This is a genomic window from Erwinia sp. L03-1, assembly GCF_058686115.1.
On the sequence record NZ_CM178762.1, the window covers coordinates 3,687,105 to 3,708,076 of the forward strand.

At 51.3% G+C, this 20,972-nt stretch carries 9 protein-coding genes and 5 pseudogenes; 2 read left to right on the forward strand and 12 right to left on the reverse strand.

Going from position 1 to position 20,972, the window contains the following annotated elements; genetic code table 11:
- Positions 1–2: 2 nt before the first annotated feature.
- From AC4PCC_RS17085 to AC4PCC_RS17125, 9 genes and pseudogenes are all read right to left on the reverse strand, one after another.
- A pseudogene (locus AC4PCC_RS17085) lies at positions 3–1,907 on the reverse strand (dermonecrotic toxin domain-containing protein).
- Between the two features lie 9 nt (positions 1,908–1,916).
- On the reverse strand, positions 1,917–2,777 hold the full coding sequence (gene uilS / locus AC4PCC_RS17090) for a UilS family quorum-quenching N-acyl-homoserine lactonase (protein WP_492127554.1): 861 nt from the start codon (positions 2,775–2,777) through the stop codon (positions 1,917–1,919).
- A 106-nt stretch (positions 2,778–2,883) separates the two neighbouring features.
- The gene (locus tag AC4PCC_RS17095; RefSeq protein WP_492125317.1) at positions 2,884–3,501 is read right to left on the reverse strand and encodes a recombinase family protein; all 618 of its coding nucleotides are present in this window, start codon (positions 3,499–3,501) and stop codon (positions 2,884–2,886) included.
- Positions 3,502–3,619: 118 nt separating this feature from the next.
- Positions 3,620–6,166: pseudogene (locus tag AC4PCC_RS17100) on the reverse strand (Tn3 family transposase); the annotation flags it as partial.
- Positions 6,167–6,291: 125 nt separating this feature from the next.
- Positions 6,292–11,214, reverse strand: a complete 4,923-nt coding sequence (locus tag AC4PCC_RS17105) for an RHS repeat-associated core domain-containing protein (protein ID WP_492125318.1) — start codon at positions 11,212–11,214, stop codon at positions 6,292–6,294.
- Between the two features lie 115 nt (positions 11,215–11,329).
- Positions 11,330–12,478, reverse strand: a complete 1,149-nt coding sequence (locus tag AC4PCC_RS17110) for a hypothetical protein (protein ID WP_492125319.1) — start codon at positions 12,476–12,478, stop codon at positions 11,330–11,332.
- A 201-nt stretch (positions 12,479–12,679) separates the two neighbouring features.
- Entirely contained in the window at positions 12,680–12,871 is a 192-nt protein-coding gene (locus AC4PCC_RS17115) for a hypothetical protein (protein WP_492125320.1), read from the reverse strand.
- 85 nt (positions 12,872–12,956) lie between these two features.
- Positions 12,957–13,109: pseudogene (locus tag AC4PCC_RS17120) on the reverse strand (IS91 family transposase); the annotation flags it as partial.
- 221 nt (positions 13,110–13,330) lie between these two features.
- Positions 13,331–13,477: pseudogene (locus AC4PCC_RS17125) on the reverse strand (IS66 family transposase); the annotation flags it as partial.
- A gap of 255 nt (positions 13,478–13,732) precedes the next feature.
- Between AC4PCC_RS17125 and AC4PCC_RS17130 the strand changes: the two are divergent.
- Together AC4PCC_RS17130 and AC4PCC_RS17135 are read left to right on the forward strand one after the other, a co-directional pair.
- Positions 13,733–14,883 (forward strand): IS3 family transposase gene (locus AC4PCC_RS17130; RefSeq protein ID WP_492125232.1). Its coding sequence is split into 2 segments (ribosomal slippage): positions 13,733–13,991 and positions 13,991–14,883, totalling 1,152 coding nucleotides; the frame shifts between segments, so codons are not numbered across the junction.
- Positions 14,884–15,239: 356 nt separating this feature from the next.
- Positions 15,240–15,836, forward strand: a pseudogene (locus AC4PCC_RS17135) (IS6 family transposase); the annotation flags it as partial.
- Between the two features lie 131 nt (positions 15,837–15,967).
- Here the strand turns inward: AC4PCC_RS17135 and AC4PCC_RS17140 are convergent.
- From AC4PCC_RS17140 to AC4PCC_RS17150, 3 genes are all read right to left on the reverse strand, one after another.
- Positions 15,968–16,747 carry a hypothetical protein gene (locus AC4PCC_RS17140; protein ID WP_492125321.1) on the reverse strand — a complete coding sequence of 260 codons (780 nt, stop codon included), beginning with the start codon at positions 16,745–16,747 and terminating at the stop codon, positions 15,968–15,970.
- Positions 16,748–17,652: 905 nt separating this feature from the next.
- The gene (locus tag AC4PCC_RS17145) at positions 17,653–18,219 is read right to left on the reverse strand and encodes a fimbrial protein (RefSeq protein WP_492125322.1); all 567 of its coding nucleotides are present in this window, start codon (positions 18,217–18,219) and stop codon (positions 17,653–17,655) included.
- Between the two features lie 92 nt (positions 18,220–18,311).
- Positions 18,312–20,891 (reverse strand): fimbrial biogenesis usher protein, encoded by a 2,580-nt coding sequence (locus AC4PCC_RS17150; protein WP_492125323.1) that lies wholly within the window; start codon positions 20,889–20,891, stop codon positions 18,312–18,314.
- Positions 20,892–20,972 lie beyond the last annotated feature (81 nt).

Consider the following 20,972-nt stretch of genomic DNA (forward strand, 5'->3'; position numbering starts at 1 on the left):
CATCAGGGATGTTTTATCGTTTTATCCAAGAGTACCATCGATATCAGATTGACTGCATCATATTTTATTTTTTCCCATTCATTTACTTTTTCCTCATAGGTGTCAGCATCTATTAAATGTTCAATATGTATTCCCAATGATAAAAATGGTGACACCGGATTAGGTATTATGTTTGATGCATCAATAATATCTTCCCACATATCTCGCCTAACCTCATCATCAGACTTGATCAATGAGTCAAGGTCGGAAAGTGTTTTATCCTTTATCTGGTTATGCAAAAAATCGAAAAAATGTTCAGACGGAATTGGCGTAGACTTCATTGCCACTCGATCATAATAGTCATTGTTTTTATAAATTGACCTAAGCCACTCATCAACACCATAGTAAAATGTTCCGTCCTGTCTATTGGCTAGTGAAAAATGGGATGCTATTTCATCCCGTCGCTCTTGGTTATCACAGGCGTACGTTACCCACGATCGCATTTCAAAATCCCCACGGAATTTTATAAACTTAGCATCACCATTAGGTAAATATAATATCACATTTCAGTTGTCATTGTTTTTAAAAACAAAAGCATTTGCTGCTGTATATCCATTAATATCAAAAAGAGTTACACTTACATTATTATTTAGCACTCCGACACCACTGAGGATATCCCTTGCAGAGTCATTGTCAATAGAGCTAATATCAAGATCATTTATCAAATCAATGATATATTTTTTTATGTGAGTGTCTTTATGGTTATCTAATGAATCTATTGCTTTCTTTTTTGCGTAGTTATAAAAATCTATATCCCACACCAAGTCAATAAATTGAGTTGGTTTTATATTTATAGCATCCTTTGCCTTATATTCACCCCTCGTTTTTATCGATGAATCATAGATGCCGCACATTGCATCCATGTCAACAAGATTAAGTTGAGTATTTTTATCGAAATTTGTAAAAAGATATTCAGTCAGAGATCTGTTTTCCCGAGGTTCTGATTGGATTTTTTTGTCACCATCATATAATACCTCAGCGAAATGAATAAAATTAACTTTATCAGGATCGATATCCATATGAAAGCGTGTTTTTATCTTTTCCCTGAGAATGTTGTGGGCAAGTTTTTTTAAATGAGTATTTATTGATTCATATTTTTCATTGAAGTTTACCAGTGCCTGTTTACCGTTATCGATAAAATTAGTCCCTAAAGACTGTCTGGCGACGCTGTAATGATTTTTATTACCCTCAATATTTTGTACACTATCGCCTTCTTTTCCTGTGTATTGATTTTTATTCAGAGCAGCCGCTTCTGCCCCCGGAAATCTCAGTGGGTCATACCAGGCTATAAACTGACCTGTTTCATACAGAGCATTGGCAACCGGACTCAGCATGGTACTGAAGCCATTACCGCTGTTATCTGAATGCGCTGTATCTCGGGAAACTGGGGGAGACACGCTTCTCTCTGAGGTGAATGCGGAGATATCAGTTGTTGATGAAACAGGGATACCATCAAGTCTTACCTGGCTCAACAGCATCAGCAACGGTGCGGCCAGGCCTTGCCGCGGAGATGTAATCTGGTAAGATGGTCTGCTCAGTTCTTCGTGAGAATTGACTGCCCTGTTAATGCTGCTTCCTAAATGGCGTATCTCATCCGGGATGGCAGAACGGTCTGAGTTTAGGCTTTGGGGCTGTGTTGTGGAGCTTCCCCTGATATTATCCTGAAGCTTATTCTGATAAGTTCCGGCTGAAACTCTGTGCTGCGACGCTGATACTGGCATGATTAAGTCCTGTTCCATGTAAAAATGATTTAATTGCATATCCGTGCCTGTATTACTTTCAATTAGGCCCAGCGGAAGCGAAGCTACAAAATGCGACATTTGACGTTTATCATAGCGGTGGGCTCTATTGAACCCGCCGTTAGTCATTAACTAAAATTACAAGTATGTTTTAAACCATTCTGTCTGAATGCTGATAACCTGCTTAAAGTGCTCTCCTGCATAAATGTCGTAATGGCGGGCACTGCTTTCCTCATATAGCCTTTTTTCTTTGGCCCCTACTGCGTCAAATAATGCCCGTCCCTGTTCCGGTGGATTAACCGTATCCTGACCAGCAATAACGACCAGAGTTGGGCACGTCACCTGTGAGGCATTCAATGCAGGTTTGTACAGAAGGGTTTCCCTCACCGTAAGAAACGGTATTTTAATGTCCATCTTTGGGTACTGCGCTCTGTTTTCTTCGAAAAATGATTTTGATTCTGCATCGCTCAGTACCCGGTTGACACCCACGAACATTTCTTTGCCCGTGCTTTTCTGCTTTTCTGCCATCTTATCCAGTGTTAAAAGAAAAGCCGCTTTCTCTTCATCATTCATTTTGCCGGTGACGATTTCTTCACCGTCTGCAAAAGCCAGCTGGCTGACGATACATTTTATTCCCGGGTCTCTGACCGCCGCACCAAATACGTGGCATCCCCCAAATGATGTTCCCCACAGGCCAATACGCTGCGCATCAAGGGAGGGCTGTTCTTTTGCCCAGTTAACAACAGAGATAATATCGTCAATTTGCATAGCAGGGACCAGGCGTCCGCGTTCGCCGTCACTGTCCCCGAAACCACGGTAATCAAACGTGATGGTGGAAAATCCGGCGCGGGTAAATGCTTCAGCAAAATCAGGTAGCAGAATTTCTCTGATACCACAGAAGCCATGGCACATAATGATCGCTGGTTTTTTTGTACTGTTGGAGGGAGAGCGAAGCGTCAGAACGATGCCGTTAGACAGTTTTTGTGTTGAAATTTCCATCAATATATATGTCCTTTTATCAAGTTAGTCATTAAAAGCAAAATTAATCCTCTGGAACCTTTTCTTCCCGCAATGCATGGTTAAGGTTTTGGTAGCAGACGCTGTTTCACGATATTGCTTTCACCAAATGGTTCTCGGCATCCGCGTTTCCGGTTGCTTTCCTTACGCGAAGAATGGTCTGCCGTGTAGTGCTAAACTCACGGGCAATAGCACTGATGCTTACTCCAGCGTTAAGACGTTCCAGCACCACCCGCTGCTGCTCCCCATTGAGTGACGAAGGACGCCCGAAGCGTTTTCCCGAAGCCCGGGCTCTTGCAATCCCTGAATGTGTACGCTCAATCAGCAGGTCTTTCTCAAACTCAGCGACAGCCGAAATCACCTGCATGGTCATTTTCCCCGCCGGGCTGGTTAGATCCACTCCGCCCAGCGCCAGGCAGTGAACCCTGATACCCGATGCCGTCAGTTGTTCCACCGTTTTCCTGACGTCCATAGCATTTCGTCCAAGACGATCCAGTTTGGTGACAATCAGCACGTCACCATTTTCCATTCTGTCGAGCAGACGGGTAAATCCAGACCGCTCACTGGCAGCAACCGAACCACTGATGTGCTCCTCAATCAGTCTCTGGGATTTAACGGTAAAACCGGCTGCTTCAATTTCCCTGCGCTGGTTTTCCGTGTTCTGCTCCAGCGTGGAAACACGGCAGTAGGCAAAAACGCGTGACATGATGAAAATTTCCGTCCGAAAAGGATGTACGAATCATAATGCATATCCGAAACTAATTTCACTTACTTTCGGACAGTATTGAGACCCAGTGTACGAAACCGAACGGTTCTGGACACGATCAGGCGGCCAGCGCCAGCCGCTGATCCATGTTCAGCTCGATACGACCACACGGATTAACATGGTGGTATATCAATGGCGTCAGACCACGCCAGTCTTCTTCTGTCATTCGCTGCTGCCAGACCGGCTCTGCCAGCACATTCTGGATCAATAATGTATTGATATAGACCAGACTGATTTGCAACAGGTGCAGAGAGAGCATCGACAGCTCCTGATCCGCAGGCCGGTTGCTGGTGAATTCTCCGTGTTCGCCATAAAAAATAAAATTATTGGCGCTGTTCCAGTTTTCAACGACGTTGAGACCCGCATTAATTTCGCAACGCAGTGACTCATCGTGCAAATAACGGCAGAGGAAGATAGTCTTAATCGCTTTGCCCAGCTCTGCGAGTGCCTTATAGGTTGGATGCTGAATGTTATTGCGGGTGAATCGTCGTAATATGGCCTCGGGCTCGGCGGTTCCGGTTTTAAGTGCCGCTGTATATTTGATTATCTCGTCATACTGTTGTGCAATAAGCTCCCAGTAGATCCCCCGGGTTAAAACCGGCGTAAGATGCGGGTACAACGAGGCATCTTCCTTTTCGCACAAATACAGCTTCTGTCGGGCGATAGCTTTCAGGCGCGGCAATAGATCGAACCCCAGCACATCACTGAACGCAAAGGCCACCTCACTTTGTCCATGGCTGTCCACATACTGGTGGTTAATTTCCATGTCGGTACAGTGCCGCAAAACGCCTTCCATCATCGCGGCCACCTCCGATGAGGAACAGCGGCGCAATTGTGAATAAATACACGTGGAGTGCATGTCCACATGCCAGTAAATCATCACACCGCGCCCCCCATAGCGGGCATGCCATTCTGTCATCAGATTCTGATCATAAGCACCCAACTTTCGGGAGTCCGCAGCACAGGATGTCGTCGCGTTTCCCCAGATAGCGGGCTGACGAATACGGAAAATACCGTTCACAATATATGAAATCGCGGAGCGTAAAGCATCTTTCTGAATAAACCGCCGTTTAACGTAGCGCAATTCATCATAGTTAACGCGGGGTTGCTGGCTGGCGATACGCTTCAGGCCTACATTGGTACCGAGGCCAAACAGACATAACAACAGGCGGCGTTGTAATACATCAGGTTCAAGCACTTCCCGACTGGCAGATGTGCGAAATAGCGACGAGAAATGTTCCCGTAAATCCACCTCCTTGAGTATGTCTATCAACTCCAGATCGGCCCAGCGCTGGCCAATCTCCTGCTTCAGCGCTGCGGTGTTGGGTGGCTCCGTTTGTTTATCCAGCGGCGTCAGATGGATACGATTTTTCCCCTGTTCCCTGATACGAAGTTTGGGATTATCCGGCAAGCCATCATTCAGCGTACCGGGCCAGTGGCGCATCCTGCCTTTGATCTGATTAATAAAGGTTGTCGCATCAGTAGGTGCCTGCAACAGGGAATAATAATATGCGCGGTTAGTGGCAAAATCGGCAGGGAGATCTTCTGCCGGATCACGATAACGATCAGCGCCGGAGACCCAGATTTCTTTGTTGCGCAGGCTTTTGCGTAAAGCCCGTAAAACACAAATTTCATAGTTGATACGATTAATGCGTTCTTCACCGGACTGGCTCTGTACGATGACAACATCCCGCCATTTTTTCTGAATAATACCGTCAACAGGCACATCACCCACCGCATAGAAATGCTGATTGCTGGTTCTGTTTTCCTTAATAATCTGGATTGCATCAATAACGGGCCGATACAGGGCGTTGCCGGACTGAAACTCAAGCCGGTCCAGTACCGGCATCAACATCCGGCGATAGTGGCTACCGTAAGAAGAACGCATGGATTCATGTACTTCCTGTTCGGTATTTACCCCCAGCGTTTTGAATTCATCGACCAAATTTTGCAGCATTTTCTGTGGGACAACGGGATAGACAACCTCTTTTATGACGCCATCCGGCTGGTCAACAGTGGCCTCGGCCATGCGGAACAGCAGACGTGCCTTGCCCCTGACTTTTTTAAACGCCGCAAACTGCTTTTTATCGACCTTTTTTTCAGCCCGGGTGCCAAGGTTATGGATCAACACCATCAACATCTCAATCAGTGCATCGGTCAGTTGCTGGCAGCGACGCCAGCAAAACATAGCCACCATGCTGTAACGGATCGCTGAAGGGTGGCGACGAAGCTCCCTGATCGATTCACTGGCACACCGTTGTTGAAATTGCACGATGAATTTAGGGGATATTCCCTGAAAAATATTCGGCTGTAGCGCAACACTATCAGGACATTTAAGCTGGGCGATGACGGAAAGGACATTCTCCAGACTGGGCCTTCCCGGGTCAGCTTTGAGGCCGCTGAATGTGACTTCGTTTACCCGGGCAGTGCCCGGTTCTTCGGCTGACAGTAAATGATTGATGGCAACCTTACTGTTGAGTGAGAGCCGGGTAAATATGGTGTTTTGTTGCTTTGTTTCGAACTGGTGTACGGCTGAACGAATAATCCGCTCCAGGTGCTCGGCAGTGGCGATGCCAGCGTCATGTATCTCCTGGCAGAATATACTCCATCTGCAGCAACTGGATTTTAAAGTGCGGCGTCTGCTGCCATAACAGCAGACGCCATTGAATATGGTACAGGAATTTACTGCAGATCTCCTCAGAAAGGGACCTTCCATCGCTCACCCGTTCGTTATGCCATCGCTGCCCCCTCTGGGTAATAAATACGTGGAGAGGCCTTGTGATATGGTCTGCCTGTCAACAGACGCCTGATATCATGTTTACGATAAGCGGCTGATACTGAATGTGAGTTTGACTCCATATAATCAACTGCGTTACTAAACACCATATGCTTTGAATACGCTATAACAGGGCGCTGCAGGTCATCTGCAAGTAATTGTGCAGCCCCCCTTTTGGCGTAGCAACTGACCAAATGCAGTGGTGCGGTACCTGTGCTGAGGTCTATCCCATACTTCTGCTTAAGTATTCCATTCAGTCCATTAGGTTTAACACGCTGAGCACCCCTGACATAAAAATTCCCAAATCTTTGCTCTTCTATATAGGTAGAACTTTTAGTGACCTTTCCTCCTAAAGAAAAACCAATATTCTTGCCCCCGTGTATGAGAAGTGCTTCCTCTCCCAGGTTATGGTAGTTATTGGTATAACCCAGGCTAAATATATCGCCGCTTGGACCGCCGATGCTCTGATCAAGCTCAGTAACTTTCCAGGCTTGCATTTTACCCAATGCAGATTTAGACCGACGGGCCGCTGACCTGACCCCCTGCCCGATGCCGGCACCCAGCCCTGCCACCCCGGTGGCCATCGACACCCAGCCCAGGATGGATGATGCCTGCGGATTACTGCCCTCCGTCGCCCCGCTGGCGATGGCAGTGGCATCCGCCGCCACGGCAAGACCGCCCACGACCAGCGAAGTTGTGGAGGCTGCACCTAGCGCCGCCATTACCCCACCAGCCGCCGCTATGGACGCCCCGGCCGTAAATACCGAGAACGCCAGCCCCAGCGCACCGGTCACGGTACCCAGTATGCCCTGCCAGCTGATGTGTCCAGAAGGGTCAGTATGGTTCACCGGGTCTCCCGCGCAGTACGCGTACGGGTTAATGCCCCCCGCACCAAACGGACTCAGGCTGTCCGGGCAGTTAAACCGCATCAGCACCGGATTATAGGCCCGGTAGCCGTTGCCCAGATGAGAGGCCCCGCTCACCGGGTCGGTGCGTTCACCGTTAAAACCCGGCAGCAGGTCCGTAGCCTCACCATTACCGTACGGCGACCAGTCGTGCTGCAGCCCTTCTCTCTGACTGCCATCGTGCGACCACAGCAGGCTGTCATTGCAGTCTGCTGCGGTCAGCGTCAGTGCGCTGCCGTCGCTTACCCCCAGACAGGTGTGACCATTTTTAATCAGCCGCGTTGCCCGATTCTGCTGTACCAGTACCTCGTTAACCAGCTCATCAGCCCGGTAGTACAACTGCCGGGTATCCCCGTCAGTAACGCTCTGGCTGACCAGCCGGTTCAGGGCATCATAACCGTAACCGCCCCCGCTGATATTATTTCCGCTGATGCTGACCAGCCTGCCGACAGCATCATAGCCCAGCGCACGCCCGGCTTCATCCTGCGTCATGCGTCCATCGGCATCATATTTCAGCATGATGGTCTGTGGGTAATCCGGGTGGGTGTGCATCACTGAACTCAGTTGCGTCGGATCGTTACTATTTTCATAGTGATACGTAGCAGTATCAATGCTGCCGTCCGCCAGCGTGGTGGTGACCACGGACAGATTATTCAGTGCGTCATACTGATACGTCTGCGCCTTCATCTTATGACCGTACGCATCCTCCGGCGGAGCGTCGCCGGTTACCGTATAGCTGACAAGCCGGTTGCGGGTATCATAACTGTACTCCTCGTCTTTAACCACGCTGCCGTTCCGTTGCGTGGTGCGGGTGGTGAGCAGGTCATTTGGTGACCAGGTCTGGAACAGCGTAAGTGTGACGCCGCTGCTGTCAGTGATGGTGCGGGTGACTTCACGGTCAAAATCATCATAGCGCAGTCCGGTCGTCAGTGAGGCCTGAGCGGCGCTGTCCGTTACCGTCTGTACCGACAGGCGGCTCAGTACATCGTATTTGAGGCTGACGGTCAGGGCGTCGTCAGTAAGGGTTATAACCCGTCCATATTTATCGCGGACACTGGTTGTTCGCGCCCCGGAGATATCCGTACAGCCTGTCAGTTCCCCTGCCAGGGTATAAGTGTATCCAGCCTGGCGCTTTTCGCCGTCCCGGCTGAATGTTTCGCCTGCAAGGCTGCCGGATGGACTCCAGGAATGATGGTCTTCCGTACTGCCTTCCTTCGCGGTCAGCAGGTCGCCAGTGCCGTTATCGTAGCTGAACGCCTGCATCACGCTGCCCGCTGTCAGGCTGCTGACTACATTACCCAGCTCAGGAATATAGCTGTACTCCAGTATATTATCTGACGGCAGCGTCGCCGAAGAGGGAACCGCAGAGGAACCGTCATAGGTATACGTTGTGGTGCGTCCTCCGCAGACCCTCTCTGTCACACGACCAAGACTGTCAAAGGTTTGCGTACCCAGCAGCCAGGTCTGCGTGTTCCCGCCTGCGTCCGGACCCGTCACGCTGATACTGGTCACACTGTCATCGGTCAGATGAGGGGCATAGCGCCGTGTGACCCGACTTCCGTCCGGCAGGGTTTGCGTCAGCACCCGACCGTATGCGTCGTAAGTCCGCCCGGTCTGGTTATCCAGCTCATCCGTTTCCAGTCGCAGACGGCCGAGACCATCCCAGGAATAACGACGCACGCCCTGCTCCTGTCCGGTCGTGTCCAGACGGGTTACAGTGAGTGGCAACTGGCTATTTACATCATACGTTGTTGTTGTTTTCCCTGAACTCAGATTTTCATCGTCCGAGTGGCCCTGTACATACACGGTACTGAGCAGGGCCACAGGGCTGGTTTCCTGCAGGTTCTTCGAACCGTCAGAAAACGCCTGCTCGCCGACTGCTCCCCACCCGTCATAAACGGTCGTCATATCAACGCTGTACTGCTGACCGGAAAGCCAGTCGTGGCTGACACCGTTATTCACGTCTCCGTGCGCGTTGTAACTTCGTGATGAAACCTCATACCATTCCCCTGTGTCGTCCCTGTCGAACCGCTGCTGGCTGATATCCCGACCCGCCCCGTCAAAATACGTTTTCAGCTGGTTACCGGAGGTATCAGTTTCCGTGGTCACCGGGCCGTTATCGGTAATAGCATACGCCCAGGTGGCCGTGTTCTCATACTGCGTTCCCGGTGCGACCGTCCGTGCCAGCAGGCGTCCGGTTTTATCGTAGGAATAGGTGACTGTCACGCCCTGTACATCCGTCTCACTGAGCAGCAGACCCGAAAGCGCCGACTGGACGCGGACTGTCGAGGCCTGCAGGTCGTCGTGGCCGGTAAAAACGGTGGTCTGACGCATCACGCCGTCGCTGACAGCGGTGGTAAAGTCCTTACGGGATGCAAAGCTGTCCGCACCTTCCCCGCCGTCGTATTTTGTGTCGCTGATGGCGGTGATGCGCCCGTACTCAGCGTCACCCGCGGCGGTGTTGTAAGCATAATCCCGGCGGCCCAGCAGCACGTCATCAGTGAACGTGGATAAGGTATCCTGCACGACATGAGCCGCATCGCCGACCGTGGTATAGGTGTAACGGGTCTGCATCACTGGGGCATCATACTCCGTTGCCCGCGGCGTGGTGGCCTGTGACTTCATAAAGCGCACAAAGCCGTGCGGCTCCGCCGGGCAACCAGCCTCGCCTGCCGCAGAGTACCATTCTGTGACGGTCTCCGTGCCGTCCGGAGAAACCTGCCGGGTCGGGTTTCCACTCTCATCAAATTCGCTTACGGTGACCTGCGACCGGTTTTTTCCCTGTGCGTCCGTCCAGGTCTCTGTTTTCTGCTTCGGTAGCTGAAACTGAGGAGGCTGCCCGTCAATAAAGGTGCCAGCCTCAGCGTAGTAGGTAAAATCCGTCCGGTATCGACATCCCTGACGAGTGGTTTCCTCACTGAGCTGCAGATGATAGTTGTTATAAGTTCTTTCCGTGGTGACAGTTATGTCGCCGTCTGACACGGTTTCAGTCGAACCATATGTATAATCCGTCAGCGTGTTATATACATAGTCGCTGTCAGCCGACCAGTCACCAAAATTGCCGTTGTAGCCGAGGAAGTTCTGTTCAGTCCAGGTGTAGTAGGTCACAATTTCAGGCTGGCCGGCGCCGGGGTTTCTGCGGTGGAAAAGTACGGCAGGAAGCCGACTGCTCATGCTCGATGCATCCGGGTATGCTAGCCCTTTAATCTGACTGTATTCCACGCGATCTGTCATGCCGGTCGGGTAGTCCACTCCGGTTAGAAGCAGGTGTCCGGCACCGTCCACGCTGTCATAACTAAAGGACCAATCAAGCGTCTCGCTGCCTGAGACTTGGCGGGAAACGGTGCCAAGCTGGCTGTCGTTTATCAGGGAAAAGGTAATCTGATATTCATCGTCCGAATCCGGCCAGACGGTCATGACCACTACATTGTCATAAGTGAACTGACAAAGCGGTGTTGTTTCATCTTTAACTTCTGAAAGTAGTGGATTCTGACCATTCCAGTCCCAGACGAGGGTCAGGGTACGTCCTAGAGGCGATGTAATCAGTGAGGTGACAAAAGTACTGTCACCGGCCATGGTCAGTAATTCCTGGCGGCCCTCTTTCCAGAAAACAGTGTATCCCTCTTCGTCATCCAGACCGTTGGCATAGGCGAAGCGGAAGTTATTGAGTTTTTGGTTACGCACGGTGTCAGTACCTGGCTCAATGCGATACTTCTCACCGTTGCTCAGTTCCAGCAAGTTCGTCTGGTTATTGAACTGGGTGATTCCCAGAGAAAAGCCAGTACCGAATCCGTAATTTTTTGTGGTCAGAGGGGAATAGTTCAACCCTAACGACAATTCAGGTCCCAGCTGGTTATTCCCTACAAAATGCGCCAGAGGAAAATTAACCATAAACTGACCGGTGCGGGGATCGGTCAGCGTTTGCAGGGCGCTGACAAAGTTCCCCGCCTGCGTTGAAAATGTTTCGTTCATCTCATTATCCTTATCGGTAAGCAAGAGCGCAGCATGATGTACTCACTGCGCTCTCCTTTACTATATTTTATACAGATGCGTTAATTATCTTATGAGAGGGAATAATGCATTTACCTCAGGCGTTGACATGTAATGCCGGCCAGCTTGAATCGTTGACCGTGATTGAGACAGTTCCCGAATTACCATACTCATCTGTCACGTAAACTCTGATGTCTTTTCCGCTATCTCCCCAGCCCTTCTGATGTGAATCGTTGCGCGGGATGCGGTGATTACAGATACGTATGGTAATGGCTCCATCGATCAAATCTTCTGTCCAGTGATGGCCATTATCTGCTGAGCCGATAGTGTAATAATAATCCTCCCCCCCACATTTAGCATGAATGGTATTGCTCGACAGGAGACCATAATGTTTTCTGTTAACAAAGATAAAAGTGGTATCATAGTGCGCACCGCCAACCCCCCAGACGGTATCACATCCGCCATCAGGCAGATGGAAACCGGAATTTACAGAAGCGGATAACACATTTATTTTTCGGAATTTTAAATTGTCTAGCGCAGGAGTTATAGTGGCTGTAGCTTTACTGCTCGTTCCTTCATAATTGTCATAATTAACACTCGCCCAGTTATTATGAACAACCAGCATGTTATCATGCACGGTATAAAACGAACTAAAACTGGTTGTATTATTCTCTAACCTTACATTTTTACTCAGGCTGTAATCTATATTATCCAAGGCTTGAACATGAACAAATGAAGGTGATTTAAAAACTGAGCCTGTTGCACCGCTGGGGCTATTTTTAGTGCTGGTTCCGTCTGCTGTAGTATTGAACTCACCCACACCAGGAACATTTATACCGGCAGCTACATCCAGCCCTGATGATAGGTGGCTGGAAGAAATGTAGTAAATTATAGTAAAAGCACCTTCTGTTTTATTCTCCTGCGAATTCCCCACCGCTGAACCATAATTTACAGGGTTAGAATATCCTTTATCAACATCGGAGTATTCCCAGGGGGAGTTATTATATACATTTCCCTTCCAGTTTAATTTCTCTCCTGTTGTATAATTAATCAGATGAGTAGCGTTGAGCATCTCATCTTGGGGGATATTCAGCGGCTTATTATCTTTCCCAAGAACAGTGGCATGCAAAACAACCGCAACCTGATTATTACCATTCCCATAAATGATGGCATTTTTAGCTGCTGAATTTTGCAAAAATTCAACTTTTAGGACCGAAAGCTTATTAAAATCATCCCATACGCTCATATAATCACCTCTTGTGTGTGCCGGAAGTCCCGGCGACGGATAAGCTTATGCATGCCCTAAATAGCTGCGCGGAATAGTGCTCCACTGTTGGTCAGCCCTTGTGGGACAGGGTACTGGAGCATTTTCTCTGCCATGTAACGTTATATAGGACCTGTAATGCTTCGTTCTGATGCGCCTGCCAGATGACCATAAATGACATATTTAGCAGGAAGCCAGTGGCTGATAAGTGACAGAGTGGTGTCCTCCCCCACAACCCCGATAAGAAATGAAATCAGAAAGATAAGCAGCCTGTGCATCCCCCAAGGGATACTGCACCAGCGTGAAAAGCAGCGCGTCGGAAAAGGCTGCAATAACGTCTGGGCCATAAAGCTCACCAAAAAGGTTAATCAGCATGGCGCCCCCTGAAACTGATGTGTTTTTCTTAATTATTAGCAAGCATTAGCGATAACGCAAATATCGCGAAACATAAACGTAACAAGCGGCGCACGCCCATGGCGCAGGTGCCGCAGGCGAGCATGCGCTCGACGGCGAGTTTGGTCCAGTCGCTGAGGGCGTCGCCGTGTTTGTCGAGATAGCGGCTCCAGCCATCATTGTGCTGGAACAGCAGCTTTGCCGGTCGGGGAATATACATAGAGCAGAGTTTACAGGGCGGCAGGAAACAGGAAAATGGCGTCGGCGCTAGCCGGCTCACGTCGCAGACATGCTCATTTTATGCAGGTGTTAACGCTGCGGTGGGGTATGCGCCACCGTGCGAGCTGCCGGGCCGTCAGGCGGCGCCGGCGTTGATGTGAGGCTGGGGCTTAAAGACGGTAGAGGCAGCAGTGCTGCCGTGCTCGTCCCGCAGGGGCGCTACGTTCCGATCAAGCTGTACAGCAGCGCTCCCCGCTCACCATCGTGGTCAGAGCCGAAGAACAGGAAGTTTTTACGCCCCAGACTGACCGTCCGCAGGGCATTTTCAGCGATGTTGTTATCTGCCTCCGCCCAGCCATCGTCTGCATAGCAACATTTGCCGACTTTTCGATATTAAGACAGAACCCTTTAAGAACATGATATTTTCACTGTCATTGTACCTTTATATTCACCTGGCCGAATATCGCTTGGTACGGGGTCGAATTTTAGGTAATGTTCCACTGATGAATCACCTTTAAATGAGGAGCCCCCCCATACCGTATCGCTTACGGTATACCAAAGTGATCTTACCCGCGAATAGTGGACACGCGACTAAGTGAGTAAACTCTCAATCAGAGGTGACTCATGACAAAATCAGCATTAACCAGCAAAAAACCACGTAAGCAATATACGCCTGAATTTCGCAACGAAGCCCTGAAGCTTGCTGAACGCATCGGGGTAGCAGCCGCTGCCCGTGAACTTAGTCTGTATGAATCGCAGCTTTATGCCTGGCGCGGTAAGCTGAAAAATGCACATTCCTCTTCCGAACGTGAGCAGGAAATGTCTGTTGAAATTGCCCGCCTTAAGCGACAACTGGCGGAACAGGCAGAAGAGTTGGCCATTATCCAAAAGGCCGCGACATACTTCGCGAAGCGCCTGAAATGAAGTATGTCTTTATTGAAAAACATCGGGCTGAGTTCAGCGTCAAAGCCATGTGCCGTGTGCTTCGGGTTGCCCGCAGCGGCTGGTATGTCTGGTGCCTGCGTCGCCATCAGATAAGCCCACGTCAGCAGTTCCGTCGCGTCTGCGATGAGGCCGTCGGTAAGGCATTTACTGAGGCAAAACAGCGTTATGGTGCGCCTCGTCTTGCTGACGAACTACCGGAATACAACATCAAAACCATTGCTGCCAGCCTGCGCCGTCAGGGACTGAGAGCAAAAGCCTCCCGCCGGTTCAGCCCGGTAAGCTACCGTGAACACGGGCTGCCCGTGTCTGAGAACCTGCTGAAGCAGGATTTTTACGCTAGTGGTCCAAACCAGAAGTGGACAGGTGACATCACGTATCTTCGCACGGACGAAGGCTGGCTCTACCTTGCAGTGGTGATTGACCTGTGGTCGCGTGCAGTTATTGGCTGGTCAATGTCACCACGGATGACAGCGCAGCTTGCCTGCGACGCACTGCAAATGGCACTGTGGCGGCGTAAACGTCCGGAAAATGTCATTGTTCACACTGACCGTGGTGGTCAGTACTGCTCATCGGATTATCAGAGCTTGCTGAAACGCCATAATCTGCGCGGGAGCATGAGCGCAAAAGGCTGCTGCTATGACAATGCCTGCGTGGAAAGCTTCTTTCACTCACTGAAGGTGGAATGTATCCACGGAGAGCGCTTTGCCAGCAGGGAAATAATGCGGGCGACGGTGTTTAATTATATCGAGTGTGATTACAATCGCTGGCGTCGCCACAGTGCGTGCGGCGGTCTAAGCCCAGAACAATTTGAAAACCAGAATCTCGCTTAGGGCGGTGTCCACATTACGTGGGTAAGATCAAAGATGCGAGGAATTATTGGTGATATTACCTTGCCCTCTGCTAGTTTCATATTGTTCAGGACTGAAGGTAAGGTTACTTGCAAGTGTTCCCGCACCCACAGACGTGATTGGTATATCTTCCACAGATGCGCCAGGATGAAGGTCAGGCAATTCAACATAATCCACTACATCAACTGAACATGATCATGTTGCAGGGATGAGATTCGTTGCAGAGAATGTGTTGCCGTTTATTACTATAGTTATCGTTGCATCGTGCGAAACGTTGTCATAATTGTACATGGTGAAGAGTGAGTTCACTTCGCCCTGGTTCGAAGGAAGTTTATAGTTCACTAGAGGAGATGATGGCTGAGCGCGGTATCACCCTCGATCATTCCACGCTTCATCGCTGGGTCATCCGGCTGGTACCACTGCTGGACAAAACCTTCCGCCGGCATAAACGCTCTGTGGGACGCCGGTGGCGAATGGATGAAACTTACATCAGGGTCAGGGGACAGTGGAAATATCTGTACCGTGCGGTCGATACCGAAGGCCAGACAATCGACTTCCTGCTCACGGCTAAGCGGGATGCCGCAGCAGCGCTGCGTTTCTTTCGAAAAGCCATTCGCCACCACGGTACACCTGAGGTCGTGACTATCGATAAGAGTGGTGCCAACACCGCAGCGCTGGCCACACTCAATGCCGGTAAGTCTGATGAGGAAACCATTGCCATCCGGCAGAGCAAATATCTGAATAACCTGGTTGAGCAGGATCACCGAAACATCAAACGGCGAACACGGCTGATGCTGGGATTCAAATCGTTCCGGCGAGCACAGTGCCTCCTGGCGGGAATTGAGCTGGCTCACATGATACGTAAAGGTCAGTACGGACATCCGGCAGGGGACGGGCTGTCGCCGGCTGAACAGTTTTATCTGATGGCTGCATGAAAAACAGTCAACATAACTTTTGTCACCCCGCTGTCGTTAATGCGACAAAACCGTATAAAGCGATGCACCGGCCATGCAAAGCACCGGGACGGCGAAGCCGTGACGCTCGCCCCATCGGGGCGCTACGTTCACTACGGACATGAAATAGTAGCTGTTCCTGAGCTCTTGTATTCCCCTGGATTAGGTTCAGATGGAACAGTCAAAGTAATAGAGCTGGGCTCAGAGATAATGTATTGTTTACGTTCTGCAGACCATGTACCCGGCGAGACACGATACTCTATTGTGGCATTTTCCGGTCCTTCTAGGTACGGCCCACTGTCACTCGCGTTTTTAGGTGCGTAGGTTATAGTTCCGTTCCCCGTGATTTCGGAAACAAAGGATTGTGTTGGGCTAGAGTTATTCACAAGGTTTCCAAAGATTATGTCTGATACTGTTGCGGAACAAGACTCTACAGCTGGTAGATTAAGGTCTTGGTCTTTATTCATAGTAGAGCCGCCATCAAGCCTGAAAGAAGTTATGTTCACGTGACTTAGAAGAATACCAGCCGAACTTACCTTCGGATAAACTGTTATTCTTCCCGTAGCGTTAAAACCCGCTCCAGGATAGGGGGCAACTGGGTCTAGTTTTTGTGTGGTACCATCACACGGAATCTGGACTCTGGAGCCAGAGCCGGCGGCTCCATTGGTTTCGGCTATCACCTTATCGATCTGGTCAGGGGTATCCGTGGTGCATGAAAATGAAAATATTACGTTGTCGGTAAGGTTAGGTACGGTTAAGGATGCTCCCACACTATCCCTGGCTGTCTGTGCGGAAATTGTATAAGTAGCGGCGTATGATGCATTTGTTAGTAGAGTTATGATTATTGGGATGACTGTGCCATAATTTTTACGTGGCTTAAGGTGTACTAACATAGGTGATGCTTCCTATTGGGTGGTGGTAGAACGGGATACTTTAATTATTAGGACTTCCTTGACGCATAGGAATTTCGAACTTTTTGAGCCCCTGTAAACCAAGGGCTGGCAGAGACAGAACTCGTTTTTTTTAGCCTTAACGTACAATAATTTTCGATATCCAAACTGACCCCTGGTAGCCATGGGTTTGACCGCGTAGATGACAGACGTTGACTTCCTTATGGACCAGCCCTTCTTTCCCGGTCATCGACGAATGATATCCTGCACGCTACCATTCGTCATTCAGCTTTGTTGTCAACGCTGTCGATTACTCCTCATCGGGGGATGGTAGGCTGGTCCGTCGTGCGCAGGTTTACATCCCGAGATCTTGGATCCGCCCCCAGCACAATCTGTGCGTCTGCGGTGCCGGTCGTGCTACGTTGTTCGTTAGGTCACAGACCGCTGCGTAAATGGGGTCCGGTACGAACCGGTTAACCAGCGAGACGAGCCGAGCCCTGAGGATATGCTCATAATATCCCCGGATATCGGTTCGGTGCACGAACGTAAGCCGTCCACTGCTGAGTGCCTCACTGACTTCCCGCAGGCTGTACCTGACGCCTTTCCCCTTCAGATGATGGCAGGCTTCAGGCCGGGGCAGCGTATTCTCCACCTGCAGCGCCACCCACTTCAGCACCAGTGCATCCCGCGCTGACCACATGGCCCTGGCGCCCCGCCCCCGTCCGCATATCATCATCGGTGAAAGACGGTAACGTCCTTCCGTGATAGTACGGAACAAAACTTTCTCCGTTTCAGACCAGCGCCGCCTCAGATGCCAGATGTCCGCGTTTACCGGGGCATTTTTTCGCTGCCGGCACAGCCAGTCATACGCGGCAGTAAAACAGGCATATGACCCGTCTGCCGCATTATCACTGATACTCAAACTTCATGTTCACCACGGTACTGAAATCACCAGCCTTCACCGCGTCTTTTGTACCGACATACGCGGCCTTGTAGGTCAGTGTGTTATCCGCTGACGGCGTCAGGGCGCTGGTTTCCTCCACGCTGCCGTCCGGTTTAAACTTCGTCGAACCATCGGTCTGGTAAAAGTACAGGCCCACGCCTTCAGCGCCATCAGTTACAGTGTTGGTGAAGGCTGTGGTGTCATCGTCATCTGGCGTTCCCGAGGCCGTAACGACCACGTTGCTCGCAGCGGCGCCACAGTCCTTCAGGACGATACTGATGTTCTTTTCTCCGCCGGTTTTGCCGACGCCCTTAATGTCCCGGTCAGCGATATCAGACAGCGTGATGTTCTGCTGCGCAGAAGCATCGTCAATGGTACAGGTGTTTGCCAGCACCTTGCCGGTGATGGTGATGATGGCACTGTCGCTGGCGGCGTATGTGTTTGCCGACAGGCCACAGACCAGTGCTGCAATAACACCTGTTGTTACTGTGGCACGTTTCAGGATTTTTTGCTTTGTCAGTCGCTGTTTCATTACAGACTCCGTAATTTGTTAAAATCAGAACCAGTCAGCTCCTGTGGCTTCTGGCGTATTACTGTAAGTAAAGGGGTACTTCGTACCTGCACTTATATACAGGTACCGTTAATCCTGACCACCGGCTGTTTTCCGGCATCTGCCGGCAGACGATACTGGGCCGAACACTGCTTACCGGCGCCCCAGTCAGCCTGCACGGTGCCTGCTTCCGGCAGGCCGGACAGGTAAACCTGACCGTCATCACCGACAATCCCTGTACGTTCACCTGCCGTCACCATGGTGCCAAAAGGCAACGGTTTGCCGTTGTTTGTTAACGTCATCAGCACGCGGCTGCCGGTATGTCCCTTAAAGGATGCTTTGACCACGGCACCCCGGGTCGGCACCACGCGGGTGACCGCCTCATCAACATCGGTACCGGCGTCCAGAGTCGAGGTATCCAGCGCCACGCGGTTTTCCCGGTATACCGAGGCATACGACTTGAGGGCATACCCCCGCCAGTCAGTGCGCACGCCGGTTTCATTTTCCAGCGCCACACCGGCAGCCCCCGGCGCTGCAACCAGCACGCTGGTTTCCCCGAGCGGCTGCCCCAGCGTGAGACCTTCACCGTGCAGCAACGCCCCGCCGGAGACACCGTAGTTCACCTGCCGGTAGTCGCTGCTGTAGCTGTACCCCAGACTGCTGTTACCGTAAGTTCCGCGATAATTTGTACTCAGGTTGCCGCTGTTACCGTTATCACGCTCATACCCCTGAGACAGGTTCCAGCCCAGGTTATTCCCTTCCAGCGCGGTACCGCTGAGGCCGGCCTGATGAGTGATGTCCCCGGCGGTGTTGCGGCTGGCGCTGTAAGTGGCATACATGTTACGACGACCACTATCGTTACCAGGCAGCAGTGAACTGAGCGGCACCGACAGTGACAGGAAAGCGGTGCGGTCTGAACCCTGCTGGCCGGACTGCCGGCTGTAGCTGTAATTCAGGCTGTAGTTAACGCTGCCGATTGTGCTGCTGAAGCCGGCCTGTAGTGAGTCGCTGTTTCCCTGCGTGTTCCAGTAAGTCTGCCGCACGCCGGAAAGGTAAACCGCTCCCAGCTTACCCACACGCTGGGAAACGCTGGCCTGCAGTTTTGCCCGCCGGTTGTTGTAAAGGTTGTAGTAGTCGATGTACTGGCGCTTAACCGGTCTGCCATCGGCGTCGACCGAGTCCACATCATAAAGCCACCCCTTCATTCCCTTCAGGGCGGTTTCATCCAGCGTGTGGAACCCCTGCGTGGAATAGCGGTAGCCGGTCAGCTGAAAGGTGGTGCCCAGCGAGTTCAGGGAGCGCGCATAAAGAAAACGCAGCGACTGCCCCTGGTGACGGCTGCCGTCTGCCAGCGTACTGTCCGCCTGCGTGATATCAGCCGAGAAGGCACCCAGCGTTCCCATATTCAGTCCGGCACCCAGCAGGCCGGAAAGATAATTCTCAGAATACTGCGTCCCGCCATAAACGGTAATATTGTGCGGCAGCCCCCAGACCAGCGTTCCCTGCACAAAATCCGGGGTGTCATAGCGGTCACTGGCCGCCTGATAACGCCCGGCGGTCAGGGTATATTTGAGACGTCCCTCACGCTGCAGTACCGGCACGGATGAATAGGGCACGGTGAACACCCGGACGGTGCCATCCGCTTCCGTGACCGTGACCTCAAGGTCACCGCTGGAATACACCGGAAACAGGTCATCAATCGCGAAAGCGCCCGGCGACACGAAGGCCTGATAGACCGTATAACCGTTCTGACGGATACTGACCCGCGCATTGGTGGTGGCCGTTCCACGAATTACCGGGGCAAATCCGCGCTGGCTGTCCGGAAACATACTGTCATCCGTTGACAGCTGTATGCCGCGAAACCCCAGTGAATCGAATACGTCGCCACTGGTTGTGCTGTCGCCGAGCATCAGCTCACTGCGCAGCGGAATAATCGCTCGCTCAGCATACGTTTTGACGTGCTGCCACTTCCGGTAGCTGTAATACCGGCTGTCATACTCATTCCAGGTCCGGACGTCACGCAGCCGCCACGGTCCCACATTCAGGCCGCTGTTCAGGTTAAGATAATGACTGCTGCTGTTTCCGTAACGCCCGTGGCTGGTGTTGCCGTTAAAGCTGTAATTCAGCATCGCGGCATTGATGCCCTCATCCCAGCGCTCCGGTGGAATGTAACCCCGGGCACTGTTCTGCATGGCCGCCTGCGGAATGCTGATATCCAGACGCATTTTCTGGAAGTCAAATGTTGTAAACGCCTCCGGGATGAATTTCCCCGGTGACACGCACTGGTCGTCTGCCACATCATTAAGGGCCGGGAAGGCCTTTATATTCACACCCAGACCGTCCAGGTCCTTACGGGTCAGGCAGGCCATCAGGCCGGTGCCGTCGCGGATATCTGCGGCAGCAGTTTTTGTGTCCGGGGATGCGACGTCTTTCTTTTCATTATTGTTTCCATCCCCGCCGGCATCCACAAACCGGAGGTCACGGCTGGTCACCTGTTTGCCGTTGATATAGATGTCAACCGGATAGTTGCCGGGGATCTGTGCCCCGGCCTTCTCAAAGCGGGAGAGGTCTGCCACCATCTGCGGATCGGAGGCGATAAGCTCCGGAGCAAAATAAAGTTCAGCATGTGCAGCAGCCGGCAGCAGAAGTGCCATTCCGATGCTCACAGCAATCAGGGAAAACTTATAGCTCTGGCAGGACTTTCCGTCGGAATGGGGACGCTCACGTTTATAAAA